This is a genomic window from Microbacterium sp. F51-2R (assembly GCF_052180235.1).
GTDB lineage: Bacteria > Actinomycetota > Actinomycetes > Actinomycetales > Microbacteriaceae > Microbacterium.
Genome location: NZ_CP197470.1, coordinates 3609515 through 3633909 on the forward strand (window position 1 = coordinate 3609515; position 24395 = coordinate 3633909).

The 24395-nt window shown below is 72.0% G+C and carries 24 protein-coding genes; 18 read left to right on the forward strand and 6 right to left on the reverse strand.

Annotation, left to right across the window (positions count from 1 at the left end; genetic code table 11):
- The first annotated feature begins 57 nt into the window (after positions 1 to 57).
- Together miaB and miaA are read left to right on the forward strand one after the other, a co-directional pair.
- On the forward strand, positions 58 to 1608 hold the full coding sequence (gene miaB / locus ACSBPH_RS15850; protein WP_442575277.1) for a tRNA (N6-isopentenyl adenosine(37)-C2)-methylthiotransferase MiaB: 1551 nt from the start codon (positions 58 to 60) through the stop codon (positions 1606 to 1608).
- A gap of 4 nt (positions 1609 to 1612) precedes the next feature.
- Positions 1613 to 2542, forward strand: a complete 930-nt coding sequence (miaA, locus tag ACSBPH_RS15855; RefSeq protein ID WP_442575278.1) for a tRNA (adenosine(37)-N6)-dimethylallyltransferase MiaA — start codon at positions 1613 to 1615, stop codon at positions 2540 to 2542.
- A gap of 13 nt (positions 2543 to 2555) precedes the next feature.
- Here the strand turns inward: miaA and ACSBPH_RS15860 are convergent, their stop codons facing one another.
- On the reverse strand, positions 2556 to 3059 hold the full coding sequence (locus ACSBPH_RS15860) for a MarR family winged helix-turn-helix transcriptional regulator (RefSeq protein ID WP_442575279.1): 504 nt from the start codon (positions 3057 to 3059) through the stop codon (positions 2556 to 2558).
- Between ACSBPH_RS15860 and ACSBPH_RS15865 the strand changes: the two genes are divergently transcribed.
- Positions 3058 to 3438 carry a nuclear transport factor 2 family protein gene (locus tag ACSBPH_RS15865; protein ID WP_442575280.1) on the forward strand — a complete coding sequence of 127 codons (381 nt, stop codon included), beginning with the start codon at positions 3058 to 3060 and terminating at the stop codon, positions 3436 to 3438. The two genes, ACSBPH_RS15860 and ACSBPH_RS15865, sit on opposite strands and share 2 nt — an antisense overlap.
- Positions 3439 to 3480: 42 nt before the next feature.
- The gene (gene dapF / locus ACSBPH_RS15870) at positions 3481 to 4353 is read left to right on the forward strand and encodes a diaminopimelate epimerase (RefSeq protein ID WP_442575281.1); all 873 of its coding nucleotides are present in this window, start codon (positions 3481 to 3483) and stop codon (positions 4351 to 4353) included.
- 31 nt (positions 4354 to 4384) lie between these two features.
- Here the strand turns inward: dapF and ACSBPH_RS15875 are convergent, their stop codons facing one another.
- Positions 4385 to 5038 carry a class I SAM-dependent methyltransferase gene (locus ACSBPH_RS15875; protein ID WP_442575282.1) on the reverse strand — a complete coding sequence of 218 codons (654 nt, stop codon included), beginning with the start codon at positions 5036 to 5038 and terminating at the stop codon, positions 4385 to 4387.
- A 220-nt stretch (positions 5039 to 5258) separates the two neighbouring features.
- Between ACSBPH_RS15875 and hflX the strand changes: the two genes are divergently transcribed.
- Entirely contained in the window at positions 5259 to 6776 is a 1518-nt protein-coding gene (hflX, locus tag ACSBPH_RS15880; RefSeq protein WP_442575283.1) for a GTPase HflX, read from the forward strand.
- Between the two features lie 59 nt (positions 6777 to 6835).
- Here hflX and ACSBPH_RS15885 read toward each other — a convergent pair whose 3' ends face one another.
- Positions 6836 to 8782, reverse strand: coding sequence for a prolyl oligopeptidase family serine peptidase (locus ACSBPH_RS15885; protein WP_442575284.1), 1947 nt, complete (start codon positions 8780 to 8782; stop codon positions 6836 to 6838).
- 256 nt (positions 8783 to 9038) lie between these two features.
- Between ACSBPH_RS15885 and ACSBPH_RS15890 the strand changes: the two genes are divergently transcribed.
- Positions 9039 to 10001: a methylenetetrahydrofolate reductase gene (locus tag ACSBPH_RS15890; RefSeq protein WP_442575285.1), complete on the forward strand. Its 963-nt coding sequence runs from the start codon at positions 9039 to 9041 to the stop codon at positions 9999 to 10001.
- The gene (gene metE, locus ACSBPH_RS15895; RefSeq protein ID WP_442575286.1) at positions 9998 to 12334 is read left to right on the forward strand and encodes a 5-methyltetrahydropteroyltriglutamate--homocysteine S-methyltransferase; all 2337 of its coding nucleotides are present in this window, start codon (positions 9998 to 10000) and stop codon (positions 12332 to 12334) included. The genes ACSBPH_RS15890 and metE overlap by 4 nt, the downstream gene beginning before the upstream one ends.
- Here metE and ACSBPH_RS15900 read toward each other — a convergent pair.
- Together ACSBPH_RS15900 and lexA are read right to left on the reverse strand one after the other, a co-directional pair.
- Entirely contained in the window at positions 12324 to 13985 is a 1662-nt protein-coding gene (locus ACSBPH_RS15900; RefSeq protein ID WP_442575287.1) for a hypothetical protein, read from the reverse strand. The two genes, metE and ACSBPH_RS15900, sit on opposite strands and share 11 nt — an antisense overlap.
- A gap of 113 nt (positions 13986 to 14098) precedes the next feature.
- On the reverse strand, positions 14099 to 14779 hold the full coding sequence (gene lexA / locus ACSBPH_RS15905; RefSeq protein WP_442575288.1) for a transcriptional repressor LexA: 681 nt from the start codon (positions 14777 to 14779) through the stop codon (positions 14099 to 14101).
- A gap of 257 nt (positions 14780 to 15036) precedes the next feature.
- On the opposite strand from lexA, the gene ACSBPH_RS15910 reads away from it, so the two are divergent.
- The 7 genes from ACSBPH_RS15910 (at position 15037) to ACSBPH_RS15940 (ending at position 21436) form a co-directional block, all read left to right on the forward strand.
- A complete protein-coding gene (locus tag ACSBPH_RS15910; RefSeq protein WP_442575289.1) occupies positions 15037 to 15429 on the forward strand; it encodes a LysM peptidoglycan-binding domain-containing protein in 393 nt (130 codons plus the stop codon).
- A 30-nt stretch (positions 15430 to 15459) separates the two neighbouring features.
- Positions 15460 to 16554 carry a histidinol-phosphate transaminase gene (locus ACSBPH_RS15915; RefSeq protein WP_442575290.1) on the forward strand — a complete coding sequence of 365 codons (1095 nt, stop codon included), beginning with the start codon at positions 15460 to 15462 and terminating at the stop codon, positions 16552 to 16554.
- A complete protein-coding gene (gene hisB / locus ACSBPH_RS15920) occupies positions 16551 to 17153 on the forward strand; it encodes an imidazoleglycerol-phosphate dehydratase HisB (RefSeq protein WP_442575291.1) in 603 nt (200 codons plus the stop codon). Before ACSBPH_RS15915 ends, hisB begins: the two co-directional genes overlap by 4 nt.
- A complete protein-coding gene (gene hisH, locus ACSBPH_RS15925) occupies positions 17150 to 17800 on the forward strand; it encodes an imidazole glycerol phosphate synthase subunit HisH (RefSeq protein ID WP_442575292.1) in 651 nt (216 codons plus the stop codon). Before hisB ends, hisH begins: the two co-directional genes overlap by 4 nt.
- Before the next feature lie 55 nt (positions 17801 to 17855).
- Positions 17856 to 18602: a bifunctional 1-(5-phosphoribosyl)-5-((5-phosphoribosylamino)methylideneamino)imidazole-4-carboxamide isomerase/phosphoribosylanthranilate isomerase PriA gene (priA, locus tag ACSBPH_RS15930; RefSeq protein WP_442575293.1), complete on the forward strand. Its 747-nt coding sequence runs from the start codon at positions 17856 to 17858 to the stop codon at positions 18600 to 18602.
- Positions 18586 to 19395 carry an SseB family protein gene (locus ACSBPH_RS15935; protein ID WP_442575294.1) on the forward strand — a complete coding sequence of 270 codons (810 nt, stop codon included), beginning with the start codon at positions 18586 to 18588 and terminating at the stop codon, positions 19393 to 19395. Before priA ends, ACSBPH_RS15935 begins: the two co-directional genes overlap by 17 nt.
- Before the next feature lie 577 nt (positions 19396 to 19972).
- Positions 19973 to 21436 (forward strand): pyridoxal phosphate-dependent decarboxylase family protein, encoded by a 1464-nt coding sequence (locus ACSBPH_RS15940; RefSeq protein ID WP_442575295.1) that lies wholly within the window; start codon positions 19973 to 19975, stop codon positions 21434 to 21436.
- On the opposite strand, the gene ACSBPH_RS15945 is transcribed toward ACSBPH_RS15940, so the two are convergent.
- The gene (locus tag ACSBPH_RS15945; RefSeq protein WP_442575296.1) at positions 21433 to 21852 is read right to left on the reverse strand and encodes a DUF1844 domain-containing protein; all 420 of its coding nucleotides are present in this window, start codon (positions 21850 to 21852) and stop codon (positions 21433 to 21435) included. The genes ACSBPH_RS15940 and ACSBPH_RS15945 overlap by 4 nt on opposite strands.
- Positions 21853 to 22093: 241 nt before the next feature.
- Here ACSBPH_RS15945 and infC point away from each other — a divergent pair, with 241 nt between their 5' ends.
- The 4 genes from infC to ACSBPH_RS15965 all read left to right on the forward strand — a co-directional run bounded on the left by infC (position 22094) and on the right by ACSBPH_RS15965 (position 24389).
- Complete coding sequence (gene infC / locus ACSBPH_RS15950) at positions 22094 to 22768, forward strand: translation initiation factor IF-3 (RefSeq protein ID WP_442575297.1); 675 nt, start codon at positions 22094 to 22096, stop codon at positions 22766 to 22768.
- 71 nt (positions 22769 to 22839) lie between these two features.
- Positions 22840 to 23034 (forward strand): 50S ribosomal protein L35, encoded by a 195-nt coding sequence (rpmI, locus tag ACSBPH_RS15955; protein ID WP_005048908.1) that lies wholly within the window; start codon positions 22840 to 22842, stop codon positions 23032 to 23034.
- 30 nt (positions 23035 to 23064) lie between these two features.
- On the forward strand, positions 23065 to 23448 hold the full coding sequence (gene rplT / locus ACSBPH_RS15960) for a 50S ribosomal protein L20 (RefSeq protein ID WP_442575298.1): 384 nt from the start codon (positions 23065 to 23067) through the stop codon (positions 23446 to 23448).
- A 134-nt stretch (positions 23449 to 23582) separates the two neighbouring features.
- The gene (locus ACSBPH_RS15965; protein ID WP_442575299.1) at positions 23583 to 24389 is read left to right on the forward strand and encodes a TrmH family RNA methyltransferase; all 807 of its coding nucleotides are present in this window, start codon (positions 23583 to 23585) and stop codon (positions 24387 to 24389) included.
- Positions 24390 to 24395: the final 6 nt, after the last annotated feature.

Below are 24395 nucleotides of genomic sequence, written 5' to 3' on the forward strand. Positions count from 1 at the left end.
AGGGCGAGACGCCCGCCGAGCCGCCCTACGGGCGACGACTCGTAGAATGACTCAATCATGTCTTCCCCCTCCTCGACGCCGACGCTCATCGCGCCCTCGCCCGCCGCGACGAGCGCCGACGGGCGCCTTCGCACCTACGAGGTGCGCACCTTCGGCTGCCAGATGAATGTGCACGACTCCGAGCGGCTGTCCGGCTCGCTCGAGAGCGCGGGGTACGTGCGCGCCGACGTCGGCGAAGAGGCCGATGTCGTCGTCATCAACACCTGCGCGGTCCGCGACAATGCATCGGGCAAGCTCTACGGCACGCTCGGCCACCTCAAGTCCCGCAAGGATCAGCACGACGGCATGCAGATCGCCGTCGGCGGCTGCCTCGCCCAGATGGACAAGCAAGCCGTGCTCGACAAGGCGCCGTGGGTCGACGTCGTCTTCGGCACGCACAACATGGGGTCGCTCCCGAGCCTGCTCGAGCGCGCGCGCCACAACGGCGAGGCCGAGCTCGAGATCCTCGAGTCCCTCGAGGTGTTCCCCAGCACCCTGCCGACCAAGCGCGATTCGATCTACAGCGGGTGGGTGTCGATCTCGGTCGGCTGCAACAACACCTGCACCTTCTGCATCGTGCCGAGCCTGCGCGGCAAGGAGAAAGACCGCCGGCCCGGCGACATCCTGAACGAGATCCGCCTGCTCGTCGACGACGGGGCCATCGAGGTGACGCTGCTCGGGCAGAACGTCAACTCGTACGGCGTCGAGTTCGGCGACCGCCAGGCGTTCGGCAAGCTCCTGCGTGCCGCGGGCGAGATCCCGGGCCTCGAGCGCATCCGCTTCACGAGCCCGCACCCCGCCGCCTTCACCGACGACGTCATCGATGCGATGGCCGAGACGCCCGCCGTCATGCCGCAGCTGCACATGCCGCTGCAGTCGGGGAGCGACCGGATCCTCCGCGCGATGCGCCGGTCGTACCGCAGCGACCGGTTCCTCGGCATCCTCGACCGCGTCCGTGCCAAGATGCCCGACGCGGCGATCACGACCGACATCATCGTCGGATTCCCCGGCGAGACCGACGAGGACTTCGAAGATACGATGCGCGTCGTCGAGGCATCCCGCTTCTCGAGCGCCTTCACCTTCCAGTACTCGATCCGCGAGGGCACCCCCGCCGCGACGATGGAGGGCCAGGTGCCCAAGGCCGTCGTCCAGGAGCGCTACAACCGCCTCATCGAGCTCCAGGAGGGCATCTCGCTCGCAGAGAACCGCCGGCAGGTCGGTCGCGAGCTGCAGGTGCTCGTCTCCACCGGCGAGGGCAAGAAGGATGCCGCGACCCACCGCCTCACCGGACGCGCCGAAGATAACCGGCTCGTCCACTTCGAGGTGCCGGCCGGCTCCGACATCCCGCGCCCCGGCGACGTCGTGAGCGTCACGGTGACGCATGCGGCCCCCTTCCACCTGCTCGCGGATTCTGCCGACGGCGCCCCCCTGCGCATCCGTCGCACGCGTGCCGGCGACGCTTACGACCGTTCGCTCGCCGAGTCGTGCGCCGTCCCCGCACCGAGCGCCGAGCCCGGCGCCGCGCGCGCGGTGTCGCTGGGCCTTCCCACGCTCCGCGTCGGCGTCTGAGCGGGTGACCGCGGCGCCCGCCCTCTGGGCCCTCGTCGGCGCGACCGGCACGGGCAAGACGGCGCTGTCTCTCGATCTCGCCGAGGCGCTCGCCGCGCGCGGCCGCCCCGCCGAGATCGTCAACGCCGACGCCATGCAGCTGTACCGCGGCATGGACATCGGCACCGCCAAGCTGCCGGTCGACGAGCGGCGCGGCATCCCTCACCATCTGCTCGACGTGCTGGAGGTCACCCACGAGGCGGCGGTCGCCTGGTATCAGGATGCCGCGCAGTCCGCGATCGCCGGCATCCACGCGCGCGGCGCCGACGCGATCCTCGTCGGCGGCTCGGGGCTGTACGTCTCGAGCGTGCTGTTCGGCTTCCGCTTCCCGCCGCATGACGACGACCTGCGGGCGGAACTCGAATCCGAGCTCGCCGAGCACGGGCCCGGCATCCTGTTCGCTCGGCTGCGCGACCTCGACCCCATGACCGCGGCGCGCGTCGACCCGAAGAACGGGCGCCGGATCGTCCGTGCCCTCGAAGTGCTGGCGCAGGGCGCCACGACGCACGGCGCGGCGCTTCCGGAGGCGCCCGAGCTGTGGCACGCCGATACCCGGATCGTGGGGGTGGCCACTCCCCGGCACGAGCTCGTCGCCCGCCTGGATGCCCGTGTCGAGCGGATGTGGGCGGACGGTCTTCTCGACGAGGTCGAGGCGCTGCGGTCGGAAGGGCTCGAGAACGGCGTGACCGCACGCCGTGCCATCGGCTATGCCCAGGCCCTCGGGCAGCTCACCGGAGCCCTGACGGAGGCGGAGGCGATCGCCGAGACGCAGGCGCTCACGCGGCGGTATGCGCGGCGGCAGGTCTCGTGGTTCCGGCGGTACGCCGGAGTCACGTGGGTCGACGCGGGAGAGGATGCCGCCGTCATCGCCGACGGCGCTGCCTCGACATCCTGAGCCGCCCCGCGTCTCACTCCCCGGGATCCGGCACCGTGCGAGTGGCGACCCGGTCGGAAAGCCCCAGCTCGCCCAGGAGCGCCTCGAGTGTCTCGCGAGCGACGTCGAGCCGATCCTGCCCCACAACCGCCGCGACGGCGTCGTCGAGCCTCCTGCGCTCCGATCGCGCGGCGTCGATCGCGGCGCGTCCGTGGCTGGTGAGGGCGATCGCGCGGCGGCGGGCGTCGGACGGATCGACGGATGCCTCGACATAGCCGAGGGCGGTCAGCTCGGCGACGGTCTTCGACATCGCCTGCTGGCTCACGCCGAGACTCTCCGCGAGCCGCGTGATGCTCGTCGGGGCAACCAGAAGGCGCTGGAAGACGTAGCCGTGCCGGACCCGGAGCCCGGGGTGGCCGGCGTCGTCGAGGCGGCGTGTGATGGCCGCATCGGAGGCGCCGCCCGCGAGCGAGACGAGATCGACGAGGGTCGGCCGACGACTATTCACACAACCATAGTTGTGCAATAGTGCTGCCATGGCAACCACAGAAGAGGTCGTGCGGCGCTATTTCGCGATCGTGGCCGACTTGTCCTCGACCGCGCACGAGCTGCGGGCCGTCCTCGCACCCGACGCCGTCTTCACCGAGCTGCCCAATCCGATCTCGCCTCGCGGGCACACCCGCTCCGTCGACGAGACCGTGGCGGCCTTCGAAGCCGGCAAATCGAGGCTCGCGGCACAGACGATCGACATCCACGAGGTCCTCGTGGCGGGCGAGCGTGCCGCCGTGCGCTCGACCTGGCGCGGAGTCGTGGGCGAGACCGAGATCGTCGCCCACATGGGCGGATTCGTCACCGTCAGAGACGGACGCGTCGCCGCGCACGATACCTACGACTGCTACGAGCCCTTCGCGCTCTGAGCGGCGGCCGGCGCCGACCCGCGCGGTCCCTAGAATCGGAGCATGCCGCTCGTCCCGTTCACCAAGGGCCACGGGACGGGGAACGATTTCGTCATCGTTCCCGACCCCGATGGCGAACTCGATCTCTCCGACGACCAGATCGCGGTGCTGTGCGACCGCCGGTTCGGCATCGGCGGCGACGGCGTGCTGCGGGTCGTGCGCACGACGGCGATCGATGAGGGGGCGGATGCCGCGGCATCCGGAGCCGAATGGTTCATGGACTACCGCAACGCCGACGGGTCGAAGGCCGAGATGTGCGGCAACGGCATCCGCGTCTACGTGCGCTACCTCCTCGAGGCGGGGCTGGCCACCCTCGAGGAGGGCGCGGCGATCCTCATCGGCACGCGGAACGGCCCTCTGCCCGTCACCCGCAGCGAGCTCGGGTTCGAGGTCGACCTCGGTCAGTTCCGGATCGCCGATGCCGAGACCCTCGTGCGCGCGAAGGGCCTCTCCGTGCCGCGGCCCGGGCTGTCGATCGACGTCGGCAACCCGCACGTCGTCGTGGCGCTGTCGGTGCCCGGCGAGCTCGACGTCATCGACCTCTCGGTGCGTCCGCAGCTGCAGCCCGAGCCGGAGCGCGGGGCGAACATCGAGTTCGTCGTCCCCGACGAGCCGCTCGTGCGCGACGGCGTCGGCGCGATCCGCATGCGTGTCTTCGAACGCGGCGTCGGCGAGACCCTGAGCTGCGGCACGGGCGTCGCGGCGTCAGCCCTCGCCGTCCGCCACTGGGCGGGCTCGGCGGCGCCGGATCGATGGATCGTCGACGTCCCGGGCGGGCGCCTGGGCGTGCGCGTCGCGCAGGTCGACCACGAACGGCACGTGCTGCTGTCGGGCCCCGCGACCCTCGTCTTCTCGGGCGAGGTCTCGCTCGCCTGACGCTCGGGCGTATCGCCCGCGCACAGGCGCGTCAGAGCTCGGCGCGGGGGAGCGCCACGGGGCCGGTCGCGGGCGTGCCGTGACGGCGCACCTTGATGACGCGGAAGCCTCGGCCGGTCGCGGCGCGGTGCACGGTGTAGCCGTGCTCGAACGTCGCGGCGAGCCAGCGCTGCAGCGAGTCGGAGCCGAGGTTGCGCTGCACGACGAGCCACGCGTCGGAGCGCTCGTCGAGGCGGGGGATCCAGCGCTCGAGCAGTCCGTGCAGCTCGTTCTTCCCGACGCGGATCGGCGGATTGGAGCGGATCGTGCGGAAGGTCACGTCGGCGGGAACATCCTCGGGGAGCACCGCGTTGACATTGGTGACGCCGAGGGACTCGGCGTTGCGCCGCACGAGATCGAGTGCCCGCTCGTTGACGTCCACGGCCCAGACCGTCGCGTGCGGGGAGTCGAGCGCGAGGGTCAGCGCGATCGGGCCCCAGCCGCAGCCGAGGTCGAGCAGATTCCCGCCAGGAGGGGGCGGCGGAGTGTTCGCCAGGAGGACGCCGGTGCCGGAGTCGACGTGGTCGGGGCTGAAGACGCCGCCCGCGGTCGTCATCTCGACGTCGCGGCCGGCAAGGCGCACCCTGATGCGTCGGAGGTTCTCGGGACTGGCGGGCGACGCGGTGAAGTAATGGTCCCCCGTCATGGCGTCGAGCGTAGCGGAGGACCTCGCCCGCCGGGGAGCCCCGGCGATCGGAAAGAGAGCCCTCGCGGCGAGAGAGGGCGTTAGAGTTTACGGATGCTTCTTCTCGCGTGACTGCCCGCTCATCACAGGCACTTCTCGGCACACCCGCGCAGCCGCACCCGCGGCCGCGGATGTCGACCCGCTCCGCGGGCGACGAGCCGAGGCATCCCGGAAGGAACATATGACTGACACCACGACACCCCCGAGCACGGACGAGACGCCGGTGGACCCGGTGGATCGCGTGCTGGCGCGCGCCGACGCGCGCTCGGGCGTGCGGGTCTTCGGCGGCGCACAGGCGCTTCAGGACGAGACGACGATCTCTCGCGGCGACTCCGACGGCGAGCAGTGGGACCGCGAGGAGCGCGCGGCGCTCCGCCGCGTGCCCGGTCTGTCGACCGAGCTCGAAGACGTCACAGAAGTCGAGTACCGCCAGCTGCGACTCGAGAACGTCGTGCTCGTCGGCGTGCACCCGCAGGGCGAGCAGGAGGACGCGGAGAACTCCCTGCGCGAACTCTCCGCCCTGGCCGAGACCGCCGGCGCCGTCGTGCTCGACGGCGTGCTGCAGCGCCGTCCCCACCCCGACCCCGCGACCTATGTCGGTCGCGGCAAGGCCGAGGAGCTGCGCGACATCGTGGCCTCGGTGGGCGCCGACACCGTCATCGCCGACACCGAGCTCGCGCCGAGCCAGCGACGTGCCCTCGAGGACGTCGTGAAGGTCAAGGTCATCGACCGCACGACCGTCATCCTCGACATCTTCAGCCAGCACGCCAAGAGCCGCGAGGGCAAGGCGCAGGTCGAGCTCGCACAGCTCGAGTACCTCCTCCCGCGTCTGCGCGGCTGGGGTGACTCGATGAGCCGCCAGGCCGGTGGCCAGGTGGGCGCCGGCGGCGCGGGCATGGGCTCGCGCGGACCCGGTGAGACCAAGATCGAGCTGGATCGCCGCCGCATCCGCACGCGCATGGCGCAGCTGCGAAAGCAGATCCGCGACTTCGCGCCCGCGCGCGACGCCAAGCGCGCCGAGCGCAAGCGCAACACGGTCCCGTCGGTCGCGATCGCCGGGTACACGAACGCCGGCAAGTCGTCGCTGCTCAACCGCCTCACGCGGGCGGGGGTGCTCGTCGAGAACGCGCTGTTCGCGACGCTGGATGCCACGGTCCGCCGCTCCGAGACGGCCGACGGCCGCACCTACACGCTCACCGACACCGTCGGGTTCGTGCGCAACCTCCCGCACCAGCTCGTCGAGGCGTTCCGCTCGACGCTCGAGGAGGTCGGTGACGCCGATGTCATCCTGCACGTCGTCGACGGCTCGCACCCGGATCCCGCGGCGCAGCTGAAGACGGTGCGCGATGTGATCGGCGACGTCGGCGCACGTGACACGCGCGAGCTCGTCGTGTTCAACAAGACCGACCTCCTGACCGAGGACGAGCGGATGCTGCTGCGCGGCCTCGAGCCGAGCGCACTGTTCGTCTCATCGCGCACGGGCGAGGGCATCGACGAGCTCCGTGCCGCGATCGAGGAGGCTCTGCCGCTCCCCGAGGTCGAGGTGCACGCCGTCGTCCCGTACGACCGCGGCGATCTCGTCTCGGCGGTGCACGAGACCGGCCACCTGGTCTCGCAGTCGCACGAGGCCGAGGGGACGGCGCTTCACGCCTACGTCTCTCCGCGCCTCGCGTCGGAGCTCGCGCCCTTCAGCGCGTAGCGCGGACCAGCGCTGTCTCGGCGACGGCGCGCACGGCCGGAACGGTCGAGCTCTCCGCGTCAGGAGAGCTCGACCGGCGGCACGCCCGGCGTCTCGAAACCGAAGACCCGGCCGAGGAACGCGTACGACCGCTCGAGCACGTCGATGGTCGTCTCCGCCTTGCGGAAGCCGTGCCCCTCGCCCTCGTACAGCACGTAGGCGTGAGGCACGCCGTGCGCTGCGAGCGCGTCGCGGATCGCCTCGGACTGCGAGGGCGGCACGACCTCGTCGTCGGCGCCCTGCAGGAGCAGCAGCGGCACGCGGAAGCGCTCCGGGCGGGTCAGCGGCGATCGCTCGAGGTAGATCGCCTCGTCGCGGGGGAGCGGGCCGATGAGCCCGTCGAGGTAGTGCGCCTCGAAGTCGTGCGTGTCCTCGACGAGGGCGCGCGCGTCTCCGACCCCGTAGCGCGAGATGCCCGCCGAGAACACATCGGTGCGCGTGAGGGCCGCGAGGACGGTCCAGCCGCCGGCCGAGCCTCCCTCGATCGCGAGGCGCGCGGCATCCGCTCGTCCCTCCGCCGCGAGCCCCGTGGCAGCGGCCGCCACATCGTCGACGTCGACGATGCCCCACTGGCCGCGCAGGCGCTCGCGGTAGTCGCGGCCGTAGCCCGATGATCCGCCGTAGTTGACGTCGAGCACGCCGATGCCGCGGCTCGTGAAGTACGCGATCTTTCCGGATGCCGCGCCCGCGACGTGCGACGTCGGTCCGCTGTGCACGAGCACGAGGTACGGCGGCCGCTCGTCGCGGGGTCCGTGCGCCTCGGGATGCGTCGGGGGGAAGTCGAAGGCGTGGACGGGTCCGTGCGGGCCGTCGAAGGTGACCGGGCGGGCCTGCGGCATCCACCCGGATCCCCACGGTGACTCGGAGCCCGCGATGCGCTGCTGCGAGCGCGCGTCAATGTCGACGAGCCAGACGCCGGGGGGCGCCCCCGCGCCCGTGCCGGAGACGAGCACGCGGCTGCCCGAGACGTCTTCGATGACGACGTTCGCGGTGGCCTCCAGCGCGAGCGACTCCGAGGCGCCGGAGCCCGGGTCGATGACGACGACGTCGTCCGATCCGTTCGTGCGCACCGCGACGAGACGGCCGTCGCCGAGCGCGGCGTACCAGCGCGTTCCGAGCACCCAGAGCGGGCCGCCGGTGTCGGCGTCGGCGGGCGCGACGGCATCGCGGCCGGTGCCGGTGCCGCTGCCGGTGCCGGTGCCGGTGCCGGCACCGGCGTCCAGCCGCAGCCGCCAGATGTTCCACCGGCCCGTCTGGTCGTCGAGGTAGAGCAGCTCGTCCTCGGCGGTCCACACCGGCTGCAGGCTGGATGTCGCGCCGGTCGTGACCGTCGCCCACTCGACGACGATGCCGCCCTCCAGCCGTCCCACGCGCAGCTGGCTGCGGTCCCACGGCATGTCGGGATGGTTCCAGGCCACCCACGCGAAATGGCGGCCGCCCGGCGAGAGCGCGGGCTGCGCGACGAAGTCGCTGCCGGCTGTCATGGCGACGACGCTCGGCACGCCGCTCGTCGCGATGGAGACGACGTTCCGCTGCGGCGCTCGACCGCTCTCGTGCTGCTCGCGCACCGCGACGAGTACGCCCTCCTGCATCGTCAGGCCGCCGAAGCGCACGCCCGGCTCGATCCCGGTGAGCGGCACGGGCGTCTCTCCCGGCCGTGCGGCCCAGATCCGCTGATCGGACTTCTCGACGAAGAAGATCCGTCCGGCGTCCGATGCCGTCCACGATCCGCCGCCGTACTCGTGCACACGTGAACGGGCGTTCCACGGCGCGGGGAGGACGTTCTCGACGTCCCCGCCGGCGCGTCGGCGCCGCACGGTGGTGCGGCCTCCCTCTTCGGGGACGCTCTCTCCCCACCAGATCTCGTCGCCCACGAAGCGGGCTCCCTCGAACCGCGGAGAGGCGGCCGACACGTCCGCCGCGGTGAGCGGAGAGGGCCACGATCCGTACGGAATCTCACGCGTCATGGCCCCAATCTACGCGGCGGAAGAAGTCCCTATCGGGATATGCCTTTGCCGTTATGGACCTCGAAACAGACCGTCACACAGCTCGTCCCGGCCTGTCGGCCTCCTCTACCGTGGTCGCATCATCGCCCTGACTTCCGGGGCGTGGAGCGACAGCCGAGCCCGGCACCCGCCCGCGATGACCCCGTGTCCCCTCTCCGGAGGGCGTGCACGGCGCCGCGGCCGCCCGGCCAGATCCGTCCTCTCCCGATTGCCTGTCATGCACGCTGAATCGCTCGTCGCCGACCCGGTGCCGTTCTCGTTCGAGCTCTATCCGCCCCGTTCCGACGCGGCGGCCGCCGAGCTCTTCGAGACGATCCGCGTGCTCGCCGCCGCCGGCCCGCGGTTCATCTCCGTCACGTACGGCGCCGGGGGCTCCACCGGCGGACGCTCCCTCGAGATCCTCCGCCGCATCCGCGAGTCGGGGGTCGAGGCCCTCGCCCACCTGACATGCGTCGGCAACACCTACGCCGGTGCGGCGCGGCTCATCCGCGAGTTCCTCGACGCCGACATCACGAGCTTCCTCGCGCTTCGCGGCGACCCGCCGGTCGGGGTGACGGAGGACGACGCGTTCCTCGGCGACCTCGAGAGCGCCGCACAGCTCGTCCAGCTCATCGACCGCGTGCAGGCCGAGCGGGCGCCCTACACCGAGGCCACGATCCCCGGCGTCCCCGGCGCCGTGCGGGTCGAGAGCCGTCGCCGCGTCGACATCGCCGTCGCCGCATTCCCGAACGGGCATCCCCGCTCCCGGCACCCCCGCGAGCACATCGACGCGCTGCTGGCCAAGCAGGCCGCGGGCGCGACCTTCGCCATCACGCAGCTCTTCTTCCACGCCGACGACTACCTCTGCTTCGTCGAGCGTGCGCGGCAGGCGGGCGTCGGCATCCCGATCCTCCCCGGCATCATGCCGATCGTCTCGCCGGTGCGCCTGCTGCGCGTGCTGGAGCTGACCGGCGAGAAGCTCCCCGGCGAGCTCGCGGTCGCGCTCGAGGTCGAGCCGACCGCCGAGGGCCGTCGCGCGGTCGGCATCGCGCACGCGGCGCGCCTGGCCCGCGAGGTCGTCGACGCCGGCGCTCCCGGAGTCCACCTTTACGCGTTCAACCACCACGACGCCGTCCTCGCGGTCCTCCGCGAGGCCGGCATCCTCTCCCCTCACCCATCCGAACTGGAGGCCGCACGATGACCGAAACCCCCACCGCCTTTCCGGCGGGAACGATCCTGGGCTACCCGCGCATCGGGCGTCGCCGCGAGCTCAAGCGCGCCGTCGAGGCGCACTGGGCCGGCACGCTCGACGAGAGCGGGCTCGAGCAGACCGCGGCCGAGCTGCGCCGCGCGACGCGCGAGCGGCTCGCCGCACTCGGCCTCGGCCGCGACGACTCGTCGATCCCGGAGTCGTTCTCGTACTACGACCAGGTGCTCGATGTCGCAGCCGCGGTCGGCGCCCTCCCGGAGCGCTTCGCCCACCTCCGCGCAGCCGACGGGACTGTGGGCCTCGGCGCCTACTTCACCGCCGCGCGCGGTGCGGGAGAGCTCGCGCCCCTCGAGCTGACGAAGTGGTTCGACACGAACTACCACTACCTCGTCCCCGAGATCGGTCCCGAGACGATCTTCGCGCTCTCCACCGACCGCTTCTCCCGTCAGGTCGCCGAGGCGCGCGCCGACGGCTTCGTGACGCGCCCCGTCGTAGTGGGTCCCGTCACGCTGCTGGCTCTTGCGAAGGCGACGGATGCCGCGCCCGAGGGGTTCCGTCCGCTCGACCGCCTCGCCGACGTCCTCCCCGTCTACGTGGAGCTTCTCGCGTCCCTCCGTGCCGCGGGCGCCGAGTGGGTGCAGCTCGATGAGCCCGCGCTCGTGAGCGAGAGCCTGCCGATCCCCGCGGCGGAGCTCGCCGCCGCCGCCGCTCGTGCCTACGCGGTGCTCGGCGGCGCCGCCGACCGCCCCGAGATCCTCGTCGCGGCGCCCTACGCGCAGCTCTCCACCGAGGCCTGGGCCGCGCTCGCGGGCGCCCCCGTCGAGGCCCTCGCGGTCGACCTCACGCGCGGCACCGTCCCGGCGGCGACGCACGGCCTCGCCGCGAAGGTGCTCGTCGGCGGCGTGGTCGACGGGCGCAATGTCTGGCGCGGCGATCAGGAGGCCGCGTGGCAGAAGCTCGAGGACCTCGCCGACCTCGGCGCGCGCGCGGTGTCGGCGGCGACCTCGACGTCGCTCCAGCACGTGCCGCACGACGTCTCGGACGAGACCGAGCTCGACCCGCGCCTGGTGTCGTGGCTCGCGTTCGCCGACCAGAAGGTCGGGCAGGTCGTGACCCTCGCCCAGGGCCTCGTCGAGGGGCACGCCGCCATCGCGCACCGGCTGGCCGAGGCATCCGTCGCCCTCGCCGACCGCCGCAGTGCACCCGGCGTGCGCGACGGGGCCGTGCGCGTGCGCGCCGCCGCACTGGCTGCCGGTGCGCGCGACCGCGGCGACTACGAGACGCGGCTCGCGGCGCAGGAGACCGCTCTGGACCTTCCTGTGCTGCCGACGACGACGATCGGATCGTTCCCGCAGACCCCCGACATCCGCCGCGTGCGCGGGCAGCACGACCGGGGCGAGATCTCGACCGCCGAGTACGAGCAGCTGCTGCGCCTGGAGATCACGGCCGTCGTCGGGCTCCAGGAGGAGCTCGGCCTGGATGTGCTGGTGCACGGCGAGGCCGAGCGCAACGACATGGTCCAGTACTTCGCCGAGAACCTCGACGGGTTCGCGGTGACCCGCAACGGCTGGGTGCAGTCGTACGGCTCGCGGGCGACGCGTCCCTCGATCCTGTGGGGCGACGTCTCGCGCCCGGCGCCCATTACGGTGCGCTGGTCGCAGTTCGCCCAGTCGCTCACCGATCGGCCCGTCAAGGGCATGCTCACCGGCCCCGTGACGATCCTCGCGTGGTCGTTCGTCCGCGACGACCAGCCCCTCGCCGAGACCGCCGATCAGGTCGCGCTCGCCCTGCGGGATGAGATCGCCGACCTCGAGGAGGCGGGCATCGGCATCGTCCAGGTCGACGAGCCGGCGCTGCGCGAACTGCTGCCGCTCAAGGCTGCGGACCAACCGGCGTACCTCGACTGGTCGGTGGGCTCCTTCCGCCTGGCGACGGCCGGCGCGGCGACCTCGACGCAGGTGCACACGCACCTCTGCTACTCCGAGTTCGCCGTCGTCATCGACGCGATCGCGGCGCTCGATGCCGACGTGACGTCCATCGAGGCTGCTCGCAGCCGCGGCGAGGTCATCACCGACATCGCCGACTCCGGCTTCTCGCACGGCGTCGGACCCGGTGTCTACGACATCCACTCGCCGCGCGTGCCGTCGGTCGCCGAGGTCGCCGATCTCCTGCGCCGCGCCGTCGACGAGCTGCCGCTGCGCCAGGTGTGGGTCAACCCCGACTGCGGTCTCAAGACCCGGGCCTACCCCGAGACGGTCGCATCGCTGCAGAACGTGGTCGAGGCGACGCGTCTCGTCCGCGAGGGGATCGAGGTCAGCGTCTAGGACGCGGTTTCTTCGTGGTTGCGGATGCCTCGGCTCCGCCCTCTTCCGAGGGTGCGGCCGGGGCATCTGCCGTCACGGTGACGAGCTCCGAGGCGCCTTCCGCGGCCGGGACGGCTTGTGCGCCGGAATCGCCGCGGGAGGCGGCCTCGGCGGTCTGGGGCGCGGCATCGCCGCGGGAGGGGACGCCGGTGGTCTCGGGCGCGGCGGGGGTCTCGGGCGCGGCCCAGGCCTGCAGGGCGGCGGCGGATGCCTCGGCATCGGCCGCCGCAGCCTCCGCATCAGCGGCAGCGGCCTCGGCATCCGCGACCGACTCGTCGATTGTGGGCTCGGCGAGCTCCTCGGGCCGGTGCTGGAGCAGTTCGAGGATCCACGCGACGGCGAACGCGACGATGAGCACGAGGAACACGTCGCCCGCCGACAACGGCCGCAGGGCGTAGAGCCAGATGACGGCGAGAACGGTGATCACGACCCGGATGAGCACGCGGTAGCGGGCGAGGAAGAGCCCGAACGCGCCGGTGTGCAGGCCCATCGCCGACAGTGAGCGGCGGATCGACGCGTTCGTGCTGTTCACGAAGGCGCGCGACCGCGTCGCGGCTCCCGACCCGCCCATGAACCAGCCGAGCACGGCGATGAACACGCCGAGGAGCGCGACGACCGCCGCCGTCTGGCGCATCGAGTCGATGACGCCCGAGTAGATGACCTCGAGACCCGCGACCGAGAGGTCGAGCTGTGCCGCGACCTGACCGATGAAGGGGTAGCCGATCGCGAACCCGAGCGCGAGCGCTCCGCCGCCGGCGGCGAAGCCGATGCCGGTGCCGATGATCGCGACGCTGCGCTTCCGGGCGATCAGGATGCCGAGCGCGAACAGTGCGAGCGTGATGAGGGGCAGCCACCAGCCGAGCGTCGAGGCGAGCGCGTACACCGTGCGGATGGTCACGAGCGTCTCGCCCGTGCCGATGATCACGACCTTGTCGACGGCGGGGATGATCTGGGCGACCCCGATGCCGCGATCGACGAGGTTCTGCTTGACGCGATCGACGATCGCCCCGAGCTGGATCCCCACGCCCTCGTCGGTCATGACGACCAGCCCGCCGCCGTCGGAGGTCGCGGCGGTCGTGAGGGCGCGGTGCGCGGCACGCGTCGCGGTGCCCCAGACATCGGCGAACTGATCGGACTGGACGACGCGGGTCACGGCCGTGTCGACGAGATTCTCCAGGCCCTGGGCGGCCGGCGCCTTCAGCAGCTCGAGCGCGCTCTGCGCGCGCGGCGGGAGGCCCAGCTGCGAGATGCCGTCGAAGACGTTGGTGGTGAGCTGCGTGAAGTCGACCTTGGCATTGATCGCGTCCATGGTCTCGTCGACGATCATGCTCTGCACGGCCGGGTCGTCGGCCAGCGGGGCGAGCGTGTTCACGAACTGCTCTTCGTCCACGAGCTCGGCGCGCGCCCACGCCGTGACGATCGAGACCGGCACGAGGAGGGCCGCGATGACGATCAGGAGGGCCGACGCGAAGGCGCGCCACCGGCCGGGCGCCCTCTCGTGGACGGGCGGGGCCTGGCGGAGGGGCTCCACCGGGGTCGTTCGCAGGGCGTCGTTCTCCACGCGCAGGCGGTCGACCTCCGCCCGGAGGTCATCGATCTCGGACGTCGCCATGGCCACACCTCTCGTCGAGGCGGCCCCCGCCGCCCTGCGGCCATTGTGCCCGCGGGACGGTGCCTTCTCCACGCCGGACGGGTCGCTCTCGCCCACGACGGGCGAGGACGGACTCAGACGGCGCGAAGGACGGCGACGACCTTGCCCAGGACGACGGCCTCGTCGCCGAGGATCGGCTCGAACGCGGAGTTGCGGGGGAGGAGCCACGTGTGGCCGTCGCGTTGGCGGAACGCCTTGACGGTCGCCTCGCCGTCGAGCATGGCCGCCACGATGTCGCCGTTGTCGGCCGTCGCCTGCGAGCGCACGACGACCCAGTCGCCGTCGCAGATGGCCGCGTCGATCATCGACTCGCCCACGATCTTGAGCATGAACAGGTCGCCCTTGCCCACGAGCTGCCGGGGGAGCGGGAAGATCTCCTCGACCTGCTGGTCCGCGGTGATCGGCACGCCGGCCGCGATCCGGCCGACCAGCGGCACGAGGGCCGCATCGCCGACGGAGGGGCCGGCGTCGGCCGGGTTCTCGGCGGCCGTGCCGGGGAGGTCGATGAGGACCTCCATCGCGCGGGTCTTGCCCGCGTCGCGGCGCAGGTAGCCGCTGAGCTCCAGCTGGTTCAGCTGATGCGTCACGCTCGACAGCGACTTGAGGCCGACGGCATCCCCGATCTCGCGCATGCTCGGCGGATAGCCGTGCCGCGCGATGGAGCGCTGGATCACCTCGAGGATCGCGAGCTGCTTGTCGCTGAGGCTCTTGCGTCGCCGTGTCTGGGGCCGCTCGCGGCCGCTCGCGTCGCTCATCTCGCAGCTCCTGTCTCGCGCCGTCGAGGGCAGCGGTCTTCGAATGTCGGAGGCCCGTGGTGGGGTGAATCTGTCGAAACCGTATCCGGTCCTCGGCGCGAACGCGAGCAGCCCGCCCGCGTGTCGCGTTCGATGGTCGGGCCAGCCGACGCTCGCTTGACAGCAGATTGTATCGAAGATAGGTTCGGAACACAGATTCGCACCCGCTGCTCCCGGCCGAGCGGCGGATGCGAATCTCTTCCCTCCAGGAGGACACCATGACCGCCATCGGAATCACGCGCACCGCCCTGACCGCGCCCGGCCTCACCGGCCCGGCGCTCACCGCGACCCGGCTGCGTCTCACGACGCGCGGCCGCCGCGTGCTGGCGGTCCTCGCGGCGCTGCCGGCCATGGTCGCCCTCGCCGTCGCGGTCTTCCTCGGCGGGTCCGCCGCCCTCGCGTCGCGCGATGCGGGCGCGCCGGCCGGCACCTTCGAGACGGTCACGGTCGTGGCGGGCGAATCGCTCTGGTCGATCGCGCAGGAGGTCGCTCCCTCGGCCGATCCTCGCGATGTCGTCGACGCGATCGTCCGGCTCAACGCCCTCGACGGCGTCGCCGTCTCTGCGGGCCAGCGCCTGGCGATCCCGGCGGAGTACGCCTCCGGTCGCTGAACCCGGTCCCGAGCCGCCGCGCCGCCTACGATGGGAGGGGTGAGCAGCAGTCTCGACCAGCTTCCTATCCGCGACGATCTGAGAGGGCTGACGCCGTACGGCGCACCGCAGGCGCCGCTGCCGGTGGCCCTCAACGTCAACGAGAACACGCATCCGGTTCCGCAGGAGGTCGCGGACGACATCCTGGACGCCGTCGCCCACGCGCTGCGCGACGTCAACCGCTACCCCGACCGCGAGTTCACCGACCTCCGCGAGGGCTTCGCCGACTACCTGGGGCACGGGCTCACCCGCGACCAGATCTGGGCCGCCAACGGCTCGAACGAAGTGCTGCAGCACGTACTGCAGGCCTTCGGCGGTCCCGGCCGCACCGCGATGGGCTTCGCTCCGACCTACTCGATGTACCCGCTTCTGACGCGCGCGACCGGTGCGAGGTGGATCGCGGGGGAGCGCGGTCATGATTTCGTCGTCAGCGCCGAGAGCGCGGCTTCGCAGGTGGCGGATGCCGCGCCCGACGTCGTCTTCCTGTGCGCACCCAACAACCCGACCGGCACCCCGATGGGGCTCGACGTTATCGAGGCCGTCTATGAGGCCTCCCACGGCATCGTGATCGTCGACGAGGCCTACTTCGAGTTCGCTCCGCGTGAGGAGCGCTCCGCGTTGACGCTTCTCCCCGGCCGCGAGCGGCTCGTCGTCTCGCGCACGATGAGCAAGGCGTTCGCGTTCGCGGGCGCCCGCGTCGGCTACCTCGCCGCCGATCCGGCGCTCATCGACGCGCTCCGCCTCGTGCGCCTGCCGTATCACCTGAGCGCTCTGACGCAGGCCGCGGCGGTGGCGGCCCTGCGCCACGCCTCGACGATGCTGCACATGGTCGACGACATCGTGGCGCAGCGCGACCGGATCTCGGCGACACTCGACGCGCTCGGGTACGAGCCGCACGAGTCGTGGACCAACTTCGTGCTCTTCGGCGGCGTCGACGATCCCGCCGCGACGTGGCAGGCGCTCTACGACCGCGGCGTGCTGATCCGCGACGTCGGCATCCCGCACCACCTCCGGGTGTCGGCGGGTACCGAGGCCGAGACCACCGCGTTCCTCGACGCCCTCGCCTCGATAGACTCGAAGGCATGACCGCACGCACCGCGTCGCTGCGCCGCGCGACGAGCGAGTCCACCGTCGAGCTCGACCTCGATCTCGACGGCACCGGCCGCAGCAGCATCGACACCACGGTGCCGTTCTTCGACCACATGCTCACGGCGTTCGCGAAGCACTCGCTGACCGACCTCACCGTGCGCGCCTCGGGCGACACCGACATCGACGCACACCACACGGCTGAAGACGTCTCGATCGTGCTCGGCCAGGCGATCCGCGAGGCCCTCGGCGACAAGGCGGGCATCTCGCGGTACGGCGATGCCCTCGTGCCGCTCGACGAGGCCCTCGCCCAGGCCGTGGTCGACATCTCGGGCCGTCCGTACCTCGTGCACTCGGGAGAGCCGGCCGGTTTCGAGCACCACCTCATCGGCGGCCACTTCACGGGGTCGCTCGTGCGGCACACGTTCGAGGCGATCACCTTCAACGCGGGCCTCACGGTCCACGTCCGCGTGCTCGCCGGCCGTGACCCGCACCACATCGCGGAGGCGGAGTACAAGGCCTTCGCGCGGGCGTTCCGCCAGGCCAAGGCTCTCGATCCGCTGGTCGACGGCATTCCGAGCACCAAGGGCGCCCTGTGACGCGACCCCTCGTCGCGGTCCTGGACTACGGCTCCGGAAACGTCCACTCCGCCGTCAAGGCGCTGGATGCCGCCGGCGCCGACGCACGCCTGACCTCCGATCGCTCGCTCGTGCTGGAGGCCGACGGCCTCGTCGTCCCGGGTGTCGGCGCCTTCCGCGCCGTGATGGACGCGCTGCGCGCGAGCCGCGGCGAAGAGCTCATCGGGCGCCGGCTGGCCGGGGGCCGCCCCGTCCTCGGCATCTGCGTCGGCATGCAGGTGCTCTTCGAGCGCGGCGTCGAGCGCGGCGTCGACACGGAGGGTCTGGGGGAGTGGCCCGGCACGGTGACCGAGCTCGATGCGCCCGTCCTCCCGCACATGGGCTGGAACACCGTCGAGGTCGGCGAGGGCAGCCGCCTCTTCCGCGGGATCGAGCACGAGCGCTTCTACTTCGTGCACTCCTTCGGCGCCCAGAAGTGGACGCTCGACACGCAGCATCCGTTCCCGTCGCCGACGCTGACGTGGTGCTCCTACGGAGCCGCCCCCTTCCTCGCCGCCGTCGAGAATGGCCCGCTCGCAGCCACGCAGTTCCATCCCGAGAAGTCCGGGCTCGCCGGCATCCGTCTCCTGTCCAATTGGATCGGCGGCCTGAGCGCCGCTAACCTCTGAACTCGTGCCTCCCGCGGGGCAGAGCCCCGCGTCCACGATCACGCACCGAGGATTCATGAACGATTTCGCCTCCCGGCCCGAACTGATCCTGCTCCCCGCCGTCGACGTCGCTGACGGCAAGGCCGTCCGCCTGACGCAGGGGGAGGCGGGCTCCGAGACGAACTACGGCGATCCCGTCGAGGCCGCCGTCGAGTGGGCCAAGCAGGGGGCGCAGTGGATCCACCTCGTCGACCTCGACGCCGCCTTCGGCCGCGGCACGAACGCGCCGATCATGCGCAAGGTCATCAAGCAGGTCAAGGGCGTGCAGGTCGAGCTCTCCGGCGGCATCCGCGACGACGCGAGCCTCGAGGCCGCCCTCGAGTCGGGCGCCGCGCGCATCAATCTCGGAACGGCCGCCCTCGAGAACCCCGAGTGGGCAGCCGACGTCATCGGCCGCTACGGCGACGTCATCGCCGTCGGCCTCGACGTGCGCGGCACGACGCTGGCCGCACGCGGCTGGACCCGCGAGGGCGGCGACCTGTGGACCGTGCTCGACCGCCTCGAGGCGGCCGGCTGCAGCCGCTACGTCGTGACCGACGTCACGAAGGACGGCACGCTCCGCGGCCCCAACGTCGAGCTCCTGCGCGAGGTCGCCAACCGCACGCCGAAACCCGTCGTGGCCTCGGGCGGCATCTCGAGCCTCGACGACATCGCCGCGCTCCGCGACCTCGTCCCGCTCGGCGTCGAGGGCGCGATCGTCGGCAAGGCCCTCTACTCAGGCGCGTTCACGCTCGCCGAGGCGCTGGATGTCGCCGGAGACTGACCCGCAAGACGTCACCGGCCACGGCCATCACGGCCACGGCGATCACAGCGCCGACTCCGCGGGGGTCCCGTGGGAGGGCCGCAGCTTCCAGGCAAACCCCCACACGGCCGACGACGGGTCTGCCGATCCGCGCCTCCTCGCGGCGCTGCTCGACTTCTACGAGGGGGCCGGTGACCCCGTCGCCGTCGTCGAGGCCTACCGCACGGCGCGCCTGCTGATCCCGCTCGTCGCCGAGAAGGGCGACGAGGGCATCGGCGCGCACGGCCTCGCGGTCGACAAGACGCAGGAGCTCTCCATCGTCACGGTCGCCGCCCCCGACGGCCGCCGCGTGCTCCCCGTCTTCACCTCGGTGGACGCTCTCTCGCGGTGGGATGCCGCGGCCCGCCCCGTGCCGGCCGACGGCGTCCGCACGGCACTCGCCGCGGCCGAGGACGACACCGACCTCATCGTCATCGACCCGACCTCGCCGACCGAGTTCGTCCTGCGCCGGCCCGCGCTGTGGGCCATCGCCCAGGGCATCCCGTGGGAGCCGAGCTACACGTCGCCGGAGGTCTTCGCGGGGTTGCACGAGAGTATCGGCGGAGAGCTCGCCGTCCTCGACCTCTCGGTCGCCCCGGGCGACCCGTCCGGCCGCCTGCGCGGTCCGGAGCTCATCGTTCGCCTCGAGCTCATGCCTGGCCTCGACCAGGCCGAGCTCGACGCCGTGCTGTCCCGCCTCGCCAAGCGCTGGGCCTCCGACGACCGCATCGCCGTCCTCGTGGACTCCCTGACGGTCAAGCTCGTCCGCGCCTGACGCGGCCGCCCCGACCCCGACCCCGCCGACCCGCCGTCCCGCGCCGCCGGTCCCGTCCCGGCCTCCTATTCGTCCCGTCCCTGTACCGAACTCAGGATGAGCGTGCGCCGGAGGCGCCGACACGCCGTGTTGCCGCCACTTGGCGCCCGCTCGTCCTGCGTTAGGCCCGTCCGCGAGCGCGCCGCCGTCGCGCGCCGCCGTCCCGCGCCGCCGTCCCGCGCCGCCGGTCCCGCCCCTGTACCGAACTCAGGATGAGCGTGCGCCGGAGGCGCCGACACGCCGTGTTGCCGCCACTTGGCGCCCGCTCGTCCTGCGTTAGGCCCGCCAGCGAGTCCGAGCCGCACCTGAGCCGTACCTGAGCCGCGCCGTGGGCACGCCCGTGTCCGGGCCCCCCCCGGCCACGCGGGACTGTGCGGCCTCTTGCCGACCGACCCGCAGTGGCGGATGATCGGCCTCGGCGCCGGGAGACGTGAGCGTCGGCCTCAGCGCCGGTGAGCAGCCACGGCCCCACGCGTGCCGCGGGAAGAGCCCGCGAGCCCCGCCCGTGCCCCGGAAACAGCCCGAGAAAGGTGCAGCCATGGATGCCACGGCGAACGACCCGTCCGCGCCGCGCCCCGACTATGCAGCCACACCCGACGCCACAGCACCCCCACCCGCAGACACACCCGACGAGTACGGCGAAGCCCTCGACGCCGCGCACCGCCACGCGGCGCGGTGGCTCGCCTCGGTCCAGGAGCGGCCGATCCGTCCCGACCTCGACGTCGACGCCGTCCTCGCGCGGCTGCGCCGCGACCTTCCGGAGGAGGGGACGGATGCCGCGGCCGTCGTCGAAGAGCTCGCCGACGCGACAGAGCCCGGCCTCATGGCGATGGGGTCGTCGCGGTTCTACGGCTTCGTCATCGGCGGCACCTACCCCGCGGCGCTCGCCGCCGACTGGCTCGTCTCCGCGTGGGATCAGAACACCGGCTCCCGCCAGCCGACCCCCGCTACGGCCGCCGTCGAAGAGACGGCGGCCCGGTGGCTCCTCGAGGTCCTCGGCCTCCCCGAGGGGAGCGGCGTCGGCTTCGCGACCGGCGCAACGAGCGCCAACCTCGCGTGCCTGCTCACCGCCCGCGACGCCGTCATCCGCGAACGCGGCGTCGATCCCGCCCTCGGCCTGCAGCACGCGCCTCCCGTGCGCTTCTTCGCGGGCGACGCCGTGCACACCTCGGTCGTGCTCGCGGGACGGATGTCGGGGCTCGGCGCCCCCGTCACCGTCGGCGCCGACGACCAGGGTCGCATCGACGTCGCCGGCCTCGAGCGCGCGCTCCACGAGGCCGACGGCCCCGCGATCGTCGCGCTCCAAGCGGGCGACGTCCACTCGGGTGCCTTCGACGACTTCGCCGCCGCGGTCGACGTCGCCCACCTCGCGGGCGCCTGGGTGCACGTCGACGGCGCGTTCGGGCTCTGGGCCGCGGCATCCCCTCGCCTGACGCACCTCACCGCGGGGCTCGAGCACGCGGACTCGTGGGCGACCGACGCCCACAAGACGCTCAACGTGCCCTACGACTGCGGCGTCGCGATCGTCCGCGACGAGGCCGCGATGGCCGCGGCGCTCGCCGCCCATGCGGCCTACCTCCCGACGGTCGAGAGCATCCCTGATCCATACGACCGGGTGCCCGAGCTCTCGCGCCGTGCGCGCGGCGTGCCGGTCTGGGCGGCGCTGCGCTCCCTCGGCAGGAACGGCGTCATCGCGCTCGTCGAGGGGCTCGCGGATGCCGCGACCGCTCTGGCCGAGGGCTTCCGAGGCATCCGGGGTCTCCACGTCACCAACGACGTCGTCTTCACGCAGGTGTGTCTCGCGGCGCCGACCGACGAGCAGACGGCGGCGCTGGGGGAGTGGCTGCGCGCCGAAGGCACGGTGTGGGCGTCGTCATCGCGCTGGCAGGACCGCACCGTCGTGCGCTTCGCGGTGAGCAATCGGGGGACGGATGCCGAGGCCGTCCGCCGCACCGTCGACGCCGTCGCCCGCGGCGCCGCCGCGGTCGGGATCGGGGCCTAGGTGACCGGGCCGGTCCACTTCTCGCCGGGACCCTTGCCGATCGGGTCGGGGATGACGGACTCCTCGCGGAACGCCAGCTGAAGCGAGCGCAGCCCGTCGCGCAGCGACCGCGCGTGCATGTCGCTGATCTCGGGGGCGCCGGCCGTGATGAGCCCGGCGAGGGCGTTGATGAGCTTCCGCGCCTCGTCGAGGTCCTTCTGGTTCGCCGGGTCGTCGGCGAGCCCGACCTTGACGGCGGCGGCGCTCATGAGGTGCACGGCCGTGGTCGTGATGACCTCGACGGCGGGGACGTCGGCGATGTCGCGTGTGGCGGATGCCGCGACCCGCTCCTGCTCGTCCCAGCGGGCGAGGCGCTCGGCATCCGTCCCTTCGTTCTCGAAGTCCGGATCGCCCTGGTCGCCCTGAATCGTCTCCACGCCACTCTCTCTGCTAGACTATGGCGGGCTCCGGAGCGCTCTGCTCCGGAACGAAAGAGGATCACATCCCACCCGCGCTTGCCGCTCCAGGCTACCGGGTCCACGCACTCCGCCCCGTCCGCTTGCGGCCGGGGTAGCCCGCGATGCGAAGCATGGCGGGAAAGGGTGAGAACGAAGCCGGCGCTCGTGCGTCGTGCGAGTGGCGTGAGTCTCTTCCGCCCGCGACGCACCCCGTGTCGCGGTGGCCACCACCCGCACGAATGAGGAGTTCCGCATCAGCGATCCCCGCACCAATGAGCGCATCCGCGTGCCGGAGGTCCGACTCGTCGGACCCAACGGCGAGCAGGTCGGCGTCGTCCGCATCGAGGTGGCGCAGCGTCTTGCTCAGGACGCCGATCTCGACCTGGTCGAGGTCGCCCCCAACTCGAAGCCTCCCGTCGTCAAGATCATGGACTACGGGAAATTCAAGTACGAGGCCGCGCAGAAGGCCAAGGAGGCCCGGCGCAACCAGGCGAACACGGTCCTCAAAGAGGTCCGCTTCCGCTTGAAGATCGAGGCCCACGACTACTTGACCAAGCTCAAGCGGGCCGAAGGCTTCCTCCAGTCGGGTGACAAGGTCAAGGCGATGATCCTGTTCCGCGGTCGCGAGCAGTCGCGTCCCGAGCAGGGTGTACGTCTTCTCCGCAAGTTCGCGGAGGACGTCGCGGAGTTCGGCACCGTCGAGTCGAACCCCACGATCGACGGTCGCAACATGGTCATGGTGATCGCACCGCACAAGAACAAGTCCGAGGTGAAGACCGAGCAGAACGCTCAGCGCGCCGCCAACAAGGAGGCCGCACGCTCCGCGCGCACCGGGGCGCCCTCGGACGAGCCCGGCGCGGAACCGGCCGAAGCCGAAGCGGGATCCGCCGAGTAAGGCCCCACAGACTCCCGCTCCGGCGGGACAGCAGCTCCCGCCTGGGCGGGACACTCAACGAAGGAAGAAAGATGCCGAAGCAGAAGACCCACTCGGGTGCCAAGAAGCGCTTCAAGGTCACCGGAAGCGGCAAGATCAAGAAGCAGCAGGCGAACCTCCGCCACAACTTCGAGGGCAAGCCGACCAAGCGCACCCGCCGCCTGTCGGCCGACAAGATCCTTGCTCCGGGTGACGCCAAGGTCGCCAAGAAGCTCCTCGGCATCTGAGCGCCGCCGGCACGTTAGGAAGTAGAAGAAATGGCTAGAGTCAAGCGGGCCGTCAACGCCCACAAGAAGCGTCGCGTCATCCTCGAGCGGGCCTCGGGTTACCGTGGCCAGCGTTCGCGTCTGTACCGCAAGGCGAAGGAGCAGGTCACCCACTCTCTCGTCTACGCGTACCGCGACCGCCGCAAGCGCAAGGGCGACTTCCGTCGTCTGTGGATCCAGCGCATCAACGCTGCGAGCCGCCAGAACGGCCTCACGTACAACCGCCTCATCCAGGGCCTCGGCCTCGCGGGTGTGCAGGTCGACCGTCGCATCCTCGCCGAGCTGGCCGTGAACGAGCCCGCCGTGTTCGCGTCGCTCGTCCAGACGGCCAAGGGCGCTCTCCCCGAGAACGTCAACGCGCCGAAGTCCGCCTGAGCCGCGGCATCCGTCGTCCGAAGGGGCGTCCTCCTCACGGAGGGCGCCCCTTCGTCGTTCCCGGGATACGGGCGCGCGACGTGTCGGCAGGCCGCCGGGCGTAACAGGATGCCGCGGATCTATATGCTGAGTGCGTGCTCGAGAACCCGCGTTCGCCGCGCGTGCGCGCCGTCGCGAAGCTGGTCAAGCGCAGCGCCCGGCAGGAGACCGGCCTGTTCCTCCTGGAGGGGCCGCAGGCAGCGCGCGAAGTGCTCGCCTACCGCCCCGACACGCTCGTGGAGCTGTTCGCGACGCCGACGGCGATGGACAGGCACGCCGACATCCGCGACGCCGCGCGGGAGGCCGGGATCGAGGTCGTGTTCACGACCGAGCCCGTGCTGGACGCGATGGCCGACACCGTCACGCCGCAGGGCATCGTCGCCGTCGCGCGGCAGTCGCCCACCTCGATGCGCGACATCTTCGAGGCGCAGCCGACGCTCGTCGCGATCTGCGAGGAGGTGCGCGACCCCGGCAACCTCGGGACGATCATCCGCGCCGCCGACGCGGCCGGCGCCGACGCCGTGGTTCTGACGGGACGCACGGTCGACCCGTACAACCCCAAAGTCGTCCGCGCCACGACGGGGTCGCTGTTCCATCTGCCGGTCGCCGTCGGCGCCGACCTCGCCTCGACCGCCGAGCGCGCCCGCGCCGCCGGACTCCGCATCGTCGCGGCCGACGTGGAGGGCGAGGACTTCCTCGCGCATCGCGGGATCCTCGCCGAGCCCACGGCATGGCTCTTCGGCAACGAGGCGCGCGGTCTCGACGCGGAGTCGCTCGCCTTCGCCGATCTGTCGCTGCGTCTGCCCATCTACGGATCGGCCGAGTCGCTCAATCTCGCGACCGCCGCGAGCGTCTGCCTCTACGAGAGCGCCTTCGCACAGCGCGCCGTGCGCACGTCGTGACCTGCC